At 67.5% G+C, this 15,768-nt stretch carries 16 protein-coding genes; 2 read left to right on the top strand and 14 right to left on the bottom strand.

The genetic code is table 11. The features are described 5' to 3' along the window. Positions 1 to 250: 250 nt before the first annotated feature. The 12 genes from C1704_RS00355 to C1704_RS00300 form a co-directional block, all read right to left on the bottom strand. Complete coding sequence (locus C1704_RS00355) at positions 251 to 1,729, bottom strand: DegQ family serine endoprotease (RefSeq protein WP_104299867.1); 1,479 nt, start codon at positions 1,727 to 1,729, stop codon at positions 251 to 253. Positions 1,730 to 1,798: 69 nt separating this feature from the next. Continuing rightward, the gene (locus C1704_RS00350; RefSeq protein ID WP_245876337.1) at positions 1,799 to 2,830 is read right to left on the bottom strand and encodes a MucB/RseB C-terminal domain-containing protein; all 1,032 of its coding nucleotides are present in this window, start codon (positions 2,828 to 2,830) and stop codon (positions 1,799 to 1,801) included. A 14-nt stretch (positions 2,831 to 2,844) separates the two neighbouring features. After that, positions 2,845 to 3,489 carry a sigma-E factor negative regulatory protein gene (locus tag C1704_RS00345; protein ID WP_245876336.1) on the bottom strand — a complete coding sequence of 215 codons (645 nt, stop codon included), beginning with the start codon at positions 3,487 to 3,489 and terminating at the stop codon, positions 2,845 to 2,847. Positions 3,490 to 3,503: 14 nt separating this feature from the next. Beyond that, positions 3,504 to 4,109: an RNA polymerase sigma factor RpoE gene (gene rpoE, locus C1704_RS00340; protein ID WP_104299865.1), complete on the bottom strand. Its 606-nt coding sequence runs from the start codon at positions 4,107 to 4,109 to the stop codon at positions 3,504 to 3,506. A gap of 506 nt (positions 4,110 to 4,615) precedes the next feature. Continuing rightward, the gene (gene fabF / locus C1704_RS00335; RefSeq protein ID WP_104299863.1) at positions 4,616 to 5,860 is read right to left on the bottom strand and encodes a beta-ketoacyl-ACP synthase II; all 1,245 of its coding nucleotides are present in this window, start codon (positions 5,858 to 5,860) and stop codon (positions 4,616 to 4,618) included. A gap of 40 nt (positions 5,861 to 5,900) precedes the next feature. After that, the gene (gene acpP, locus C1704_RS00330; protein ID WP_104299861.1) at positions 5,901 to 6,140 is read right to left on the bottom strand and encodes an acyl carrier protein; all 240 of its coding nucleotides are present in this window, start codon (positions 6,138 to 6,140) and stop codon (positions 5,901 to 5,903) included. 137 nt (positions 6,141 to 6,277) lie between these two features. After that, the gene (fabG, locus tag C1704_RS00325; RefSeq protein WP_104299859.1) at positions 6,278 to 7,027 is read right to left on the bottom strand and encodes a 3-oxoacyl-ACP reductase FabG; all 750 of its coding nucleotides are present in this window, start codon (positions 7,025 to 7,027) and stop codon (positions 6,278 to 6,280) included. After that, positions 7,024 to 7,962: an ACP S-malonyltransferase gene (gene fabD / locus C1704_RS00320; RefSeq protein ID WP_104299857.1), complete on the bottom strand. Its 939-nt coding sequence runs from the start codon at positions 7,960 to 7,962 to the stop codon at positions 7,024 to 7,026. The genes fabG and fabD overlap by 4 nt, the downstream gene beginning before the upstream one ends. A 60-nt stretch (positions 7,963 to 8,022) precedes the next feature. Then, entirely contained in the window at positions 8,023 to 9,012 is a 990-nt protein-coding gene (locus C1704_RS00315; protein WP_104299855.1) for a beta-ketoacyl-ACP synthase III, read from the bottom strand. Beyond that, positions 9,009 to 10,079 (bottom strand): phosphate acyltransferase PlsX, encoded by a 1,071-nt coding sequence (gene plsX, locus C1704_RS00310; protein WP_104300325.1) that lies wholly within the window; start codon positions 10,077 to 10,079, stop codon positions 9,009 to 9,011. Before plsX ends, C1704_RS00315 begins: the two co-directional genes overlap by 4 nt. A gap of 41 nt (positions 10,080 to 10,120) precedes the next feature. Beyond that, entirely contained in the window at positions 10,121 to 10,303 is a 183-nt protein-coding gene (rpmF, locus tag C1704_RS00305) for a 50S ribosomal protein L32 (RefSeq protein WP_104299853.1), read from the bottom strand. Between the two features lie 58 nt (positions 10,304 to 10,361). Continuing rightward, complete coding sequence (locus C1704_RS00300) at positions 10,362 to 10,919, bottom strand: YceD family protein (protein WP_104299851.1); 558 nt, start codon at positions 10,917 to 10,919, stop codon at positions 10,362 to 10,364. A gap of 39 nt (positions 10,920 to 10,958) precedes the next feature. On the opposite strand from C1704_RS00300, the gene C1704_RS00295 reads away from it, so the two are divergent. Together C1704_RS00295 and C1704_RS00290 are read left to right on the top strand one after the other, a co-directional pair. Beyond that, positions 10,959 to 11,567 (top strand): Maf family protein, encoded by a 609-nt coding sequence (locus C1704_RS00295; RefSeq protein WP_272867973.1) that lies wholly within the window; start codon positions 10,959 to 10,961, stop codon positions 11,565 to 11,567. Beyond that, positions 11,564 to 12,355, top strand: a complete 792-nt coding sequence (locus C1704_RS00290; protein WP_104299847.1) for an SAM-dependent methyltransferase — start codon at positions 11,564 to 11,566, stop codon at positions 12,353 to 12,355. The genes C1704_RS00295 and C1704_RS00290 overlap by 4 nt, the downstream gene beginning before the upstream one ends. 6 nt (positions 12,356 to 12,361) lie before the next feature. Here the strand turns inward: C1704_RS00290 and C1704_RS00285 are convergent, their stop codons facing one another. Next, positions 12,362 to 13,819: a DEAD/DEAH box helicase gene (locus C1704_RS00285; protein WP_104299845.1), complete on the bottom strand. Its 1,458-nt coding sequence runs from the start codon at positions 13,817 to 13,819 to the stop codon at positions 12,362 to 12,364. 8 nt (positions 13,820 to 13,827) lie between these two features. Further along, entirely contained in the window at positions 13,828 to 15,768 is a 1,941-nt protein-coding gene (locus C1704_RS00280) for a polysaccharide biosynthesis protein (RefSeq protein ID WP_245876335.1), read from the bottom strand.

The following is a 15,768-nucleotide window of genomic DNA, read 5'->3' as shown; positions in this document are numbered from 1 at the left end:
CGGGTCGGCAGGGGTTCTTTCTGCAGTCGGAACTAAAGCACGTCGAACCGCTTCGGATTCTACCGGCCCAGGACCCCAATCCTTCGCGTCGGCAAAAAGTCAGTCTGCACTGACAAACACCACTCACAGGTTATCAACAGAGCTCGGTGAACAACTTGCGAAGCCGACCCGTCATGAAATCCTGCCATGTGAAAAAACCCGGCACCCTTGTCGGATGCCGGGTCCATCTTCCTGCTCGATCAGGCCACCCTCATCGCGCCGGACGGATCATCGTATAGTGCGCCCACTCCCCGCGACGGAAAAAGACATTGAAGGGGCGCGCCTTGTCCAGCTTCGTCACCACCGCTTCGAACTGACGCACGTCCGCCACCTCGGTGTTGGCGATGGCCAGGATGATGTCGCCTTCACGCAGGCCGGCGCGTGCCGCGGGGCCATCGACCGCCTCGATCCGCACGCCCCCTTTGAGTCCGAACTCGGTCTTCTGGGCTTCTGAAAGGTTGGCCACGGTCAGCCCGAGGCTCTGGGCAGCACCGGACGGGGTGCTGCTGCGCGGCTCGGCACTGGAGACGCGGCGCGGCGGCTCAGGCTCGAACTCCCCCACCACCACACTCAGGTCGCGGTAGCTGCCTCGGCGGAACACCTGGACCGTCGCCTTGCTGCCCGGCTTGGTGTTGCCCACGATGCGCGGCAGTTCCCCGGCCTTGTCGATCACGCGCCCATCGAAACGCGTGATGATGTCGCCGGCCTCGATGCCCGCCTTGGCTGCCGGGCCGTTCGCTTCGACGCTGCGCACCAGTGCACCCGTGGGCTGACCCAGCCCGATGGACTCGGCCACGTCCTTGGTGATCTGGTCGATCTGCACCCCGATGCGACCGCGGATCACGCGGCCCGTGGTGCGCAGTTGATCGGCCACGCGCATGGCCTCGTCGATCGGGATGGCGAAGGAGATGCCCATGAAGCCGCCCGAGCGGCTGTAGATCTGCGAGTTGATGCCCACCACCTCGCCACGCAGATTGATCAGCGGGCCGCCGGAGTTCCCCGGGTTGATGGCCACATCGGTCTGGATGAAGGGCAGGTAGTCGCCGGTGTCGCGCGCCTTGGCACTGACGATGCCTGCGGTCACCGTGTTTTCCAGGCCAAAGGGCGAGCCGATCGCCATCACCCACTCACCCACGCGCAGACGGTTGACATCACCGACGCGCACGGCCGGCAGCCCGGTCGCATCGATCTTGACCACCGCCACGTCGGTGCGGCGGTCGCTGCCGATGATGCGCGCCTTGAATTCACGCTTGTCGGTCAGGGTGACATAGACTTCATCAGCACCTTCCACCACATGGGCGTTGGTCATCACGAAACCATCGCCGCTGATCACGAAGCCCGAACCCACCCCGCGAGGTGTCTCTTCCGGCTGCCCCTGGCGAGGCCCACCGCGCGGCCCCGGTCCACCGGGCGTCCCGGGCAGCGGAACACCGAAGAAGCGGCGGAAGAACTCCTGCATGTCCTCGTCCATCTGCGGACCGGCGGTTGCAGGGCCGGACGCCCTGCGCTCGGTGGTGCGGATGTTGACGACCGACGGGCCCACTCGCTCGGCCAGTTCGGCGAAGTCGGGCAGCGACGTGGTCTGGGCCTGCACAGGGGGCGCCGCCCAGGTCCAGGCGATGCCTGCGAGCAGCAGGCCCAGCATCATGCGTCGGGCGCGCAAAAGGATCCCCGTGTCCATCGCGATCATTGCCTTCATGTTTTCACCTCAAGATCGTAGGGTGGCGGGTGCGGACACACGCAGGCCCAGCGCAAGGCTTCATTGAGGCTTCTTGCGTTCCAGCCCGCGCACGAACTCGTGCAGCGTCGCCGCCGGAACCTCTCCGACAGCCGTGACCCACCAGGCGCCGTGGCGCTTCATGAGCGTGTGGGTGGCCCCCATGCTCATCACCACTTCCCTGCGATGCCTCGCAGCATCAAAGGGTTCCACGAAGATGGAGACATGCGCAAGGCCGTCCGAGAAGATGGTCTGCAGCATGCTGCGATCAGCGTTCTCGGTGACCTGGGCTCCATCAACGGCGTTGTGACTGCGCTTGACGCAGCTCACATGGCGAAAGCCGGGCACCACGCGCTGGTAGGTCCAGCCCTCGTTTTCGTAGTAAGTGGGGGTCATCACCGGTCGCTCGACACGGTAGCCCTTCAAGCGCTTGAGGGGCCGCGTGACCGTGTCCGGCTGCGGCTTCACGCCGATGGACACCTCCGAGAAAGCTGACGACTCGATCACTTCGCCAGCAGCGTTGAGCACATCGGCCCGCAGCAGCAGACCTGAGACTTTTTCGGACCACAGGCGATAGCCGTAGCGCATGGCGTCGCGAGGGGTCAGCAGCAGCAGGTGCGCCTCATGGCCTGCCACCCGATCCACGCCCTTGCGACGCACGTCGTAATGCTCGACGATGCGGTCGCCATCGTGATCGATGAGGCGCGGGAAGCTGTTGGAAGCTTCGCGACGCTCGATGAGTGCCGCGCGGCTGTCCGGCCAGAGCGTGGCCACGACATCGTTGTGGCGCAGCACGCTGCGGGCCTGGCCATCCAGTGTTTCGATGCGTTCGTACTGGTCGCTGCCTTCCGCGTAGTGTGCAATGCGGGCGCTGGACATCTGCCCGGCAGTCGTGACGACGAAGATCCCCTGGAAGTTACGGGTCTGGGCCGCATCATGGATGCGCAGCAGCCACGACCGAACTTCAGCCTTGTCCAGCGGCATTTCCGCAGCCGGCGCCTGCGCTGCGCTCCAGCCGGCCAGCGCCAGCATTCCGACCCCCATCCAGGGTGCCAGCCAACGACGGATCTGCATGCGCGTGCTCACCCTCAACGACCCGGCCCCTCATGCGCCGCATTGCGCAGGAACATCGAAGGCGCCGAGCCCAGGGCAGAGCCTCCGCCGAACTGTTTGTGCGCGGCCAGATAGTCATCCAGGCGGGCATCGCGGATCAGGGTCTGGTCCCCATTCACCACCCGCAACTCCGTCGCAGGCGACGGCGGGACCGCCGCGAGAGTGGCCTCAGGTGCGGGCTGCTGGGCCAGCGTGGCCGCCGGCGCAGCGCCTTCGAGGCCCGCATCGCCCAAACGCAACACGATCAGCGCGCCGGCCACCGCCACCACGCCGGCCGCGGTGGCCAGCGGGGTACGCCACGGGCGACGCGCGGCGCCAGCACGGGGGCTTACCGGGGCGGGAGCAACCACCACCGGCTCGGCACGCAGTCGCTCACGCACGCCGGCCACGAAGTCATCCGAGCGCGAACTCCGGGCCAGATCGTCGGATCGCATCACGTCACCGATCAGGTGATAGACGTGCCAGGCCTCGCAGGCCCGGCTTCGCTCTTCGGGTTCGTCCAGTTGGGACGCCAGCCATTCATCAAACTGGGACGGCGTGGCCTCGCCATCCAGGATGGCCGACAGGCGCTCACGCGAGGCGGCGTCATCGTCCCTGCTGTTCTTCCGTTCCGCAGACATCACAACACTCCTGATCACCAACGTTTGCCATCGGGCGTGTCCAGCAGGGGACGCAGCCGCTGCGCAATGGCTTCGCGCGCTCTGAAAATTCGCGATCGCACCGTGCCGATCGGGCAGTTCATGACTTCGGCGATTTCCTCGTAGCTCAACCCTTCGATCTCGCGCAAGGTGATGGCCTGGCGCAGATCGTCGGACAAGGCCTCGATGGCCGCGTTCACGGTGGCGGCCACTTCCTTGCTGGCCAGCACGGCATCGGGGGTTTCGCCGTCGGTTAGTTCGTTTTCCACCCGGGAAGTTTCGTCTTCCTCGTCGGCCGACAGCCGGGCGGATTCCGTGACCAGCGGGTCACGTTTCAGCTCCACCAGGCTCTTCTTGGCCGTGTTCACGGCGATCCGGTACAGCCAGGTGTAGAAGGCGCTCTCGCCGCGGAACTGGGGCAGCGCGCGGTAGGCCCGGATGAAGGTTTCCTGCGCAATGTCCTGGATCAGGTCGGTATCGCGCACCATCCGGGCGATCAGACGCTCGATCTTGCGCTGGTACTTGATCACCAGGAGGTCGAAAGCCTTCTGGTCGCCGCGCTTGACACGCTCAATCAGCAGGGTATCGGCGTCAGCGCTCATGCGGTCGAAGAGGTGGGGTCGGCCGGGGCGGCGGCATCGGGAGTGGGCGAATATACCGCACAGCGAAGATCGTGCCAGTGACGCTCCAGGCCGCGTCGCTGCACGGGCAACCAGAGTGGGCGCGAGGTGGACTCTGTGGGTATCAGACGCAGCAGCATCCAGCTCCCCAGATCCACGTGAACCTCGGCGCGCCCGCGCGTTTCGTGACGCATTTCACGTGTCCGCCAATGCCAGCACTGGCCGTCCCAGCGCAGCCGTGTCGGGCGGGCCGGCAGGTGGCCCCTCAACAGCCACCAAGATGCTGCAGCGCAGGCCAGACCCGTCGCGACGGCGACCCAGACGCCATGGTGGCCCGCCATCCATGCGGCCCAGGTCAACGCCCACACCGAAGCCAGCAGGGCCAGCCCCGTCCGCCACAGTGAATCCCGGCGGACCTCCACGGCAAGCGCAGGCGCAGCCCGGCGGCGCATGAGGTGAGGGTGTTGGGCTGGCGTGACGGGCCGCGCTCAGACGCGCTTGAACACCAAGGAGCCGTTGGTGCCGCCGAACCCGAAGTTGTTCTTCAGCGCCACGTCGATCTTCATGTCGCGTGCGACGTTCGCGCAGTAGTCCAGGTCACACTCGGGATCCTGGTTGAAGATGTTGATGGTCGGCGGCGACACCTGATGGTGCACGGCCAGTGCCGTGAACACCGACTCGATGCCGCCCGCCCCGCCCAGCAGATGGCCGGTCATGGACTTGGTGGAGTTCACCACCAGGCCCTTGGCGTGTTCGCCGAAGGCCAGCTTGATGGCATTGGTCTCGTTCACGTCGCCCAGGGGCGTGGACGTGCCGTGGGCGTTGAGGTAGTGCACCTGGTCGGGGTTGACGCCCGCGTTGCGCATCGCAGCCTGCATGGAGCGGCGCGGGCCGTCCACGTTGGGCGCCGTCATGTGGAAGGCATCGGCGCTCATGCCGAAACCCGCCAGCTCGGCGTAGATCTTTGCGCCGCGCTTCCTGGCGTGCTCATACTCCTCGAGCACCATCACCCCGGCACCCTCACCCAGCACGAAGCCGTCACGGTCCTTGTCCCAGGGGCGCGAGGCCGTCTTGGGATCGTCATTGCGTGTGGACAGTGCACGTGCCGCTGCAAAGCCGCCGATGCCCAGCGGGGATACGGTGGACTCCGCCCCACCCGCGATCATCACGTCGGCATCGCCGTACTCGATGAGCCGGCCGGCCTCGCCGATGCAGTGCAGGCCGGTGGTGCACGCCGTGACGATGGCCAGGTTCGGGCCCTTGAAGCCGCACTGGATCGACACGTGGCCGGAGATCATGTTGATGATCGAGGCCGGCACGAAGAAGGGGGAGATGCGGCGCGGGCCGCGGGCGCTGAGTTCCTGTTGCGTCTCCTCGATCATCGGCAGGCCGCCGATGCCCGAACCCACCATGCAGCCGATCCGCTCGGCCATCTCCTCGCTCAAGGCCTCACCCATGGGCAGGCCCGCATCCCGCACGGCCTGCAGCGAGGCTGCCAGACCGTAGTGGATGAAGGTGTCCATGTGGCGGGCTTCCTTAGCCGGGATGTAATCCTCGATGCTGAAGCCTTTGACCTCACCGGCAAAACGGCAGGCGAAGTTCGAAGCATCGAACCGGGTGATGGTGTCGATGCCGGACTTTCCGGCAACCAGGTTGCTCCAGGACTCGGCCACCGTGTTGCCCACGGGGGTGACGAGCCCCAGGCCGGTGATGACGACGCGGCGACGGGTCATGTGAGACGGGGAAGTGCGAACAGGAACCCAGACAGGCCGATCAGGCCTTCTGGTGCTTCAGGGCGTAGTCGATGGCGAGCTGCACCGTGGTGATCTTTTCGGCTTCCTCGTCGGGGATCTCGATGCCGAATTCATCTTCCAGGGCCATCACCAGTTCCACGGTGTCCAGCGAATCAGCGCCCAGATCGGCGACGAAAGCCTTCTCGTTGGTGACCTCCGCTTCCGCCACGCCGAGTTGCTCGGCAATGATCTTCTTGACGCGTGCTTCGATATCGCTCATGACTCCTCCAGGAGGGTTTTCCAAAACAGCCCGTGATTCTACGACCGTTAGGGTGACAACTCTAAGCACCCTGACGACCGGGTCCCGGACGGGCTCGAACCGGTCGGCGCCGCCTTGGCAGCGCCTCAAGACCTCTCTCAATGCATGAACATGCCGCCGTTGACGTGCAATTCCGCACCCGTCACATAGCCGGCCTGCGGCGACGCGAGGTAGGCCACGGCATGGGCGATGTCCTCGGGGCGGCCCAGGCGGCCCAGAGGGATCTGGCTCATCAGGGACTGGGTCTGCTGCTCCGACAAGGCCCGGGTCATGTCCGTCTCGATGAAGCCCGGAGCCACGCAGTTCACCGTGATGCCCCGGCTGCCCAGTTCCCGGGCCAGCGAACGGGTCATGCCGGCCACGCCGGCCTTGGCCGCCGCGTAGTTGGCCTGGCCGGCGTTGCCGCTGGCCCCCACCACGGAAGTGATGCTGACGATGCGGCCGTAGCGCTGCTTCATCATCGGGCGGATCACCGCGCGGCTCAGGCGGAACACCGCCTTGAGGTTGGTGTCCAGCACGGCGTCCCAGTCGTCGTCCTTCATGCGCATGGACAAGGTATCGCGGGTGATGCCGGCGTTGTTGACCAGCACGTGCAGCGCGCCGTGCTCCTTCACGATGGCGTCGACCAGGGCTTCGACCCCGGCGGCGTCATTCACATCGAGCTTCTCTCCGCGGCAGCCCGGGAAGGCCGCGAGGGTCTCGGAGATCGTGGCCGCGCCCGCATCGGTGGTGGCGGTGCCGATGACCTTGAGCCCCTGCTGGGCCAGCTCGAGCGCGATGGCGCGACCGATGCCGCGGGTGGCGCCCGTGACCAGGGCGACCTGGCCCTTGAAGGCGATATCGTTCATGCGAGGAATTCCTTCACTTCGGCCAGCGTGGCCGGGTCGTAGAGCGCTGCGCTGGCCATCTCGGCATCGATGCGCTTGACCATGCCGGCCAGCACCTTGCCCGGACCGCATTCGACCACGCGCGTGGCCCCGCGCGCCCTCAGCGCCTGCACGCACTCGACCCAGCGCACCGGCCCGAAGGCCTGGCGGTACAGCGCTTCGCGGATGGCGTCGGGCTCGGTCTGCACGGCCACGTCGATGTTGTTGACCACGGGAATCTGAGGGGCCGCCAGGCTGACCTGGGCCAAACGCTCGCGCAGGCGCTCGGCCGCGGGCTTCATCAGACTGGAATGGAAGGGCGCCGACACGGGCAGCGGCAGGGCCCGTTTGGCGCCCGCCGCCTTGAGCACCTCACAGGCCTTCTCGACGCCGGTCTTGCTGCCGGCGATCACGGTCTGCTTGGGATCGTTGAAGTTCACGGCCTCGACCACCTGGCCGCTGGCTGCGGCCACTTCAGCGCAGTGACGACGCACGTCGTCGGCGTCCATCCCCAGGATGGCAGCCATGCCGCCCGTGCCCACCGGCACCGCCTCCTGCATCGCCTGGGCGCGGAAGCGCACCAGCGGCAGGGCCTCGGCCAGGCTCAGGGCACCAGCCGCCACCAGAGCGGTGTACTCCCCCAGCGAATGCCCGGCCAGCAGGGCCGGTGCGGCGCCGCCTTCGGCCCGCCAGGCGCGGTAGCAGGCGATGCCCGCCACCAGCATCACGGGCTGAGTGTTGGTGGTGAGGTCCAGGGCCTCCTTGGGCCCGTCGGCGATCAGTCGGGCGACATCCTCACCCAGGGCCGCGCTGGCCTCTTCCAGCGTCTGGCGCACGGCGGCGTGATCGCCCCAGGCATTGAGCATGCCCACGGCCTGGGAGCCCTGACCGGGAAACACAAAGGCAAAAGCGCTCATGAGGTTCGAGGTTCCTGTATCCAATATAGGCGGCAGGCGCAGCGTGCAGATGCGGTGCGCTCAGAAATCCAGGAGCACGGCGCCCCAGGTGAAGCCCCCACCCACCCCTTCGAGCATGAGGGTGTCGCCGCGGCGGATGCGCCCCTGACGCACGGCGTGGTCCAGCGCGAGCGGAATAGACGCCGCCGAGGTGTTGCCGTGCTCGTCCACAGTGACCACCAGCTTGTCCGCCGGCAGCTTCAACTTCTTGGCCGTGCCCTGCATGATGCGGATGTTGGCCTGGTGCGGGATCAGCCAGTCGATGTCGGTGTCCTTGCGACCCGCCTTTTCGAGCACGGCGCGGGCCACCTCGTCCAGGACCTTGACGGCCAGTTTGAACACCGCCTGGCCGTCCATCTTCAGCAAGGGATCACCCAGCACCTGACCGCCGCTGACGGTGCCCGGCGTGCACAACACTCCGGCGTGACTGCCGTCGGCATGCAATTCGGTGGCCAGGATGCCCGGTTGATCGCTGGCTTCCAGCACCACGGCACCGGCGCCGTCGCCAAAAAGCACGCAGGTGGTGCGGTCCTTGAAGTCGAGGATGCGGGAAAAGACCTCCGCCCCCACGACCAGGGCGCAATGCGCAGACCCTGCCTTGATCATGGCATCGGCCACGCTGAGGGCGTAGACGAAGCCCGAGCACACGGCCTGCACGTCAAAGGCCGGGCAACCCGCCACACCCAGTTTGTGCTGCAACAGGCAAGCGGTGGACGGGAAGACCATGTCCGGCGTGGACGTGGCGACGATGATGAGGTCGACATCGGCAGCCGAGCGCCCGGCGGCTTCCAGCGCATGCCGCGCGGCCTGCAGGGCCAGGTCGCTGGAGGTGACCTCGGGCGCGGCGAAATGGCGGGCACGGATGCCAGTGCGTTCGACGATCCACTCGTCCGAGGTCTCGATGCCTTGAGCCGCCAGGTCGGCGGCGAACTCGGCATTGCTCACACGGCGCGGCGGCAGGTAGCTGCCGGTGCCGGTGATGCGGGAATAGCGTTGAGAAGAAAGGGTCATGCCGTCTTGGCGACCGGCCCCGGCGCTGCAGCCTCGTCCGTGGACGGCAGGGCCTGCAGGGTTTCGACGATCCGATCGTGCACCCGGTCGAGCAACCGGTTTCGGGCCGCATCATACGCCCGATTCAGGGCCTGCTCGAACGCGAAGGCGTCGGCCGAGCCGTGGCTCTTGAACACCAGGCCACGCAGGCCGAGCAGGGCCGCACCGTTGTAGCGACGGTGATCGACTCGCTTCTTGAAGTGATTTAACACCGGAAGCGCGACGATGGCCGCCAGTTTGGTGAAGATGTTGCGGGTGAACTCCTGCTTGATGAAGCTGGAGAGCATCGAGGCCAGGCCTTCGGCGGTTTTCAAGGCCACGTTGCCCACGAAGCCGTCACACACGACGATGTCGGTGCGGCCGGTGAAGATGTCGTTGCCTTCCACGTTGCCGTAGAAGTTCAGATGACCATCGTTGGCCGCCGATCGCAGCAGTTCACCCGCCTTTTTGATGGTTTCGCTGCCCTTGATGGCTTCCTCGCCGATGTTGAGCAGACCCACGCTAGGCTGGGCCTTGCCCTCCACCGCACTCACCAGGGCGCTGCCCATCAGCGCGAACTGCAGCAGATGTTCGGGCTCGCAATCGACGTTGGCGCCCAGATCGAGCACCGTGGTGTAGCCGTCCTTCTGATTGGGCATTACCGTGGCGATGGCCGGGCGGTCGATGCCCTGGAGTGTCTTGAGCACGTAGCGCGACACCGCCATCAGCGCGCCGGTGTTGCCGGCCGACACACAGGCATCCGCGGCGGCCTGCCCGCCCTCGCCCGGCTTGACCTGGCTGATGGCCACGCGCATGGACGAGTCCTTCTTGCGGCGCAGCGCCACCTCGACGGGGTCGTCCATTTCCACGACCTCGCTGGCCTCGACGAGTGTGCAGCGCGGCCAGCCGCGCGCAGGCGCGAGCGCCTCGGCGCGACCGACGAGGATCAGTTCGGCGTGCGGATGCGCCTCCAGAAAAGCCTGGCAGGCCGGCAGCGTGACGGACGGACCGTGATCGCCGCCCATGCAATCGACAGCCAAGCGCACCATGGCGCGCGCAGCGTCGGGCACCGCCATGACTCCCGAGGAACTCAGGCGTCTGCCTTGGTCTTCAGGACCTTGCGCCCGCGGTAGAAGCCGTTGGGGCTGATGTGATGACGCAGATGGACTTCGCCCGTGGTGGGCTCGATCGCGGTGCCCGGAGTGGTCAGGGCATTGTGCGAACGGTGCATCCCACGCTTGGAAGGCGACTTCTTGTTCTGTTGAACGGCCATGGCTCGCTCCTTGGAAAACCCGCGATTCTAGCACGGCCGGAATCAGCCCCGCCAGTGCTCAGGTGAGATCACGCTTGAGGGCCGCCAGCGCGGCGAAGGGGTGGGGCCGCTCGGCCACGGCCTCGTCCGCGGCCGGCGTCTCGGCCAGCCCGGCCGCGGGATGCCGGCAATTCTCGTGCCGTGGGACCAGCGGCAGGGCCAGCAGAAGTTCGTCCTCCACCAGCTCCTGCAGGTCGAGGCTGCGACTGAGCACAAGGACGTCCTCGTCCACTTGCGCGTCGAGCTCGGCCGCCTCGTTTTCGTGGCGCACGAAGCGGAAGCTGCGATCGATCTCCAGCGGCACGTCCATGGCCTGCAGGCAACGCTGGCACACCAGGCGCACGGTGGCGTGGGCACCGAGATGCAGCCACACCTCGGCCGGAGCGCCGACACGTTCGAAACGCTGCCCCCCGGCCTGCCACTGGACTTGCCGTCCCGCCGGAGCCTGGCGCTCGGCCTGGCTGTCGGTCAGACGCTCGAAGGCCTCCAGCGGCCAAGCCCCTTGGAGTGCGCCACTCTCACGTGCGAAACGCTCGACATCGAGATGCAAGGGATCGAATGGCTTGGCGGCACGCATGGGAGCAGTGTAGCCCGAGGGCGAGAGACAATGCCGATCATGCCCCTGACTGCCCTGCCCCGCCCTCTGATCCTCGGCTCGACCTCGGCCTACCGGCGCGAGTTGCTGCAGCGTCTGCACCTGCCTTTCGAGGCCGTCCCTCCCGAAGTCGATGAAACCCCTCGCCCCCATGAACTGCCGGCCACCCTGGCGCTGCGGCTGTCACTCACCAAGGCCCACGAGGTGGCCGCGCGCCACCCCGAGGCGGTGGTGATCGGTTCGGACCAGGTGGCCGATCTGGACGGCCAGCCACTGGGCAAGCCCGGAACCGCGGAGCGCGCCAGGGCCCAGTTGCGCCAGATGAGTGGGCGCCGCGTGGTCTTTCACACCGGGGTGGCCGTGGTGTGCCGGGCCACCGGCTTCGAGCGGGCCGTGCTGGTGCCGGTGACGGTGCGTTTTCGCCCCTTGAGCGAAGCGGAGATCGCGGCCTACCTGTCGATCGAGCAGCCCTACGACTGCGCTGGCAGCGCGAAGGTCGAAGGCCTGGGCATCGCTTTGTTGCAATCGGTGGAGAGTGACGACCCCACCGCATTGGTCGGGCTGCCGCTGATCCGCACCTGTGAGCTGCTGCGTGCGGCCGGTGTGCCGGTGCTGGGGAGCGCGGCATGAGCGCACCGACGCCCGGCACCCTGTGGCTGGTGCCCACCCCGCTGGACTTCGGGACCCTGGACACGGCCGGCGAAGCGCCCGACTTGCGCGAGGTGCTGCCCATGGGCACGCTGCAGGCGGCCGCCCGCCTGACGCACTGGGTGGTGGAAAACGCCAAGACCGCACGCGCCTTCCTCAAGCGGGTGCAGGCGGTGGTGCCACTTGCCCAGCCGCTGCAATCGCTGCAGATCCAGGAACTGCCTCGCGCACCGAAGGGGCAGCGAGGAGCGGCGCCGGCCCTGCCCGATGCCCTGCTGCAGCCCGCGCTTCAGGGACTGGACGTGGGTTTGATGTCGGAAGCCGGCATGCCGGCAGTGGCCGATCCGGGCGCCGAGCTGGTGCGCCGCGCCCATGCGCTGGGACTGACGGTCGTCCCCATGGTCGGCCCGTCAGCCTTGTTGCTGGCACTGGCGGCCAGCGGCATGAACGGGCAAAGCTTTGCCTTCGTGGGTTACCTGCCGGTGGACGAGGCCGCACGGGCTGCACGCATCCGCGAACTGGAAGGCCTGTCGCGCAGGCTGGGGCAAACCCAGCTCGTGATCGAGACGCCCTACCGCAATGCCGCCCTTTTCCAGGCGCTGCTGCAGCACCTGCAGCCGACGACTCAGCTGTCGGTGGCTTGCGGTCTCACCCTGGCTACGGGCTGGAACCACAGCGCACCGGTGGCGCAGTGGCGCGCGGGACAGGGCCGCGCCGGGCAGCGCCCGCCCGCCGACCGACCCGCGGTCTTCGCGTGGCTGGCCGGTTGAACGACCTCAGGGCGTGGGCTTCTTGCCGCCAGTGCCGCCCAGCAGCGTGGCCACCTTGCGCTTGGGCCGGATGTAGGCCGAGAGCGATTTCGGGCTGGGCACGGGCGCGGCACTGCGTTCGCGCTCCCAGGCGGGAGGCTCGTTGGCGGCGGCCGGTGGTTCGTAGGGTTTGCTGAAGATGGGATCGTTCGGCGCTGCGCGCGACGGCACATGGCGGGGCGGTGCGACGTCCCGGAGAGCAGCGGCCGCCGGGGTGTCTTCGTCGTCACGACGACGGGGCCGGCGCGGACGATCATCTTCCAGATCCAACGGCTCGATCTCGATCTTCTTCTTGAGCAACTTCTCGAGCTCGGCCACGAGGCGCTGGTCGCTGCGCGACACGAAGGACATCGCCAGCCCCGATGCTCCGGCGCGGCCCGTGCGGCCGATGCGGTGCACATAGTCTTCGGCATTGAAGGGGATGTCGAAGTTGAAGACAGCCGGCAGATCGGCGATGTCCAAGCCGCGTGCGGCCACATCGGTGGCCACGAGCAGCTCGACCTCGCCGCGCTTGAAGGCGTCCAGGGCCTTGAGGCGCTCGTCCTGGGACTTGTCGCCGTGCAGGGCGGTGGTCTTCAGGCCGTCGCGCTCGAGCGAGCGGGCCAGACGGGCTGCCCCGAGCTTGGAATTCACGAAGACGATGGCCTGGGTGATGGCGCGCTCGCGCAGCAACTGGCGCACGGCGCGGCGCTTGTCGTCGTCATCGACGCTGTAGAAGCGCTGCTCCACCGTGGTGGCCGTGGCGTTGGGGCGAGCCACCTCCACCAGCTCCGGATTCTGCAGGTAACTCTGAGCGAGCTTCTTGATTTCGGGCGAAAAGGTGGCCGAGAACAGCAGGGTCTGGCGCTGCTTGGGCAGGTAGCTCAGGATGCGTTGCAGGTCGGGCAAAAAGCCGATGTCGAGCATGCGATCGGCCTCGTCGAGCACCACGTACTCCACCTGGTTGAGGTTGCAGTTCTTGGCCTGGATGTGGTCGAGCAGGCGGCCGGGTGTGGCGATCAGCACCTCGACGCCGGCCTTGAGCTCGGCCTCCTGAGGCTTCATGTCGATGCCACCGAAGACACAGGCCACACGCAGCTGCGTGTGGCGGGCGTAGGCCTTGACGTTGTTGGCCACCTGGTCGGCAAGTTCGCGCGTGGGCGCCAGCACCAGGGCCCGCACGGGGTGGCGGGCCGGCGACATGCTCGCGTTCTGGTGGCGCAGCATCTTCTGCAAGAGCGGCAGCGAGAAGGCGGCCGTCTTGCCGGTGCCGGTCTGGGCCGCGCCCATGACATCGCGGCCGGACAGGACGATGGGGATCGCCTTGGCCTGGATGGGCGTCATGCGGGTGTAGCCCTGGTCCGCGATGGCTTTCTGGAGCAGCGGGTCGAGGGGCAGAAGCGAGAACTGGCCAGGCTCGGCGGTTCCGGTGGAAGGGTCGGTCATGAACCCGATTATCCGCCACGCGGCGGCACGCCGGCCCTCGGGACTTGACAAGACCCCGGATCGACGCTTGGCGTGCACATGCCGGCAGGCTGGTATTCGGGCACGTGACGCCTGAGCCAGGCCCGCACTTCGCGGTCGTCGCCTTCGGCCAGCAGTTCCACCGAGCGGGCCAGGTCAGCCACCCAGGCTGCGTCGTCACGCCGGCCCAGACGGGCGATGCGCAGGCGCTCGAACCGTGTGGGCAGCGTGGTGTCGGCGTCGGCCAGCAGTTCTTCGTAGAGCTTCTCGCCGGGACGCAGGCCGGTGTAGACGATGGGAATCTCGTCCAGGCTGTGGCCCGACAGACGGATCAGGTCCTGCGCGAGCTGGGCAATGCGCACCGGCTCGCCCATGTCGAGCACGAAAACCTGGCCCGATTCGCCGATCACCGCCGCCTGGATGACCAGACGCGCGGCCTCGGGGATGGTCATGAAGTAGCGGGTGATCTCCGGATGAGTGACGGTGACCGGCCCGCCCCGGGCGATCTGGGCCTGGAATTTAGGCACCACTGAGCCGCTGGAGCCCAGCACGTTGCCGAAGCGCACGGCCATGAAGCGGGTGGCATGCCCCTGGGCGGCAAGCTGGGAGAGCACCATCTCCGCCGCGCGCTTGGTGGCGCCCATCACATTGGTGGGATTGACGGCCTTGTCAGTGGAGATGAGCACGAAGCGCGCTGCGCCAGCCTCGGCGGCGGCGCGGGCGGCATTGAGCGTGCCCAGGGTGTTGTTGCGCAGGGCCGCCCAGGCGTTGTGCTCCTCGGTGAGGGGCACATGCTTGTAGGCCGCCGCATGGAAGACGATCTGGGGTCGCCAGGCCAGGACGCTGCGGCGCAACTGCGCAGCATCGCGCACGTCGCCGAGCAGGCGCACCAGCGGGATGTGCGGGAAGCGTTGGCCGAGCTCCTGTTCGATCGCATAGAGCGCGTACTCGTTCTGCTCCAGGAGCACCAGGCGTGACGGGCCGTAGTGGGCAATGCGCCGGCACAACTCGGAGCCGATGCTGCCGCCGGCGCCGGTGACAAGCACCGTGGCACCGGACAGGGCCTCGGCGATGCCGGCCTCGTCGAGCTGCACAGGCTCACGGCCCAGCAGGTCTTCGGGCTCGATCTCGCGCACCCGGCCCACCTGTGAACCCTCGATGAGCTCCTGCATCGTCGGCACGGTGAGCACTGGCAGTCCGCTGCCGCTGGCCAGTTCGATGACGCGGCGGCGCTGCGGCAGGCGCAGCGATGGCATCGCCACAATGACATGGGTGGCGCCCAGGCGGGCGGCGTGCTCGTTCAGGCTCGCCAGCGGCCCCAACACCGGCACACCGCCGAGTCGGGCACCCTGCTTGGCCGGATCGTCATCGAGCAGGCCCAGCACCACATAGCCCTGGTGCTGGATGCCCGCCAGCAGCAACCGCGCGGCCTGGCCGGCGCCCAGCACCAGCGCCCGGCGCGGCGCCTGGCCGCCCAGCGACAGACGCTCGCGCAGGTGCTCATAGAACATGCGGTAGGCGATGCGCACCGCGATCAGGCCCATCAGCGTCACGAGGGGATGCAGGGCCAGCACCGAGCGCGGGATCTTGCTCCAGCCCGCCATCAGCACCACCACCGCCGCAACAAGCCCCGCACCAACGCAGGCCCAGGCCAGGCGGCGCACCTCGGCGAAGCCGGCAAAGCGCCACATCGCCTGGGGCACACGCATCAGCACGAGAGCCAGCAGGTACAGGCCGATCACACCCGCCATCACCCAGGGGTCGTAATCGGCACGTGCGCTGATCCAGCGTTCGAAGCCCAGGCGGAAGAGGTAGGTGAGATTCCAGGCCGCGGCGATCACCACGGCATCGATCGCGAGCGACAGCCCCTGCCGGTGGGGCCGCACACGTGCGAGGCCTTGTTCGATGGCGAGCCAGACGCGGGTGTCCAT

It is taken from the genome of Caldimonas caldifontis (assembly GCF_002930615.1).
GTDB lineage: Bacteria > Pseudomonadota > Gammaproteobacteria > Burkholderiales > Burkholderiaceae_C > Caldimonas > Caldimonas caldifontis.
The sequence above is the reverse complement of the archived record's forward strand: the minus strand, read 5'-3'. Positions and strand labels throughout refer to the sequence as shown.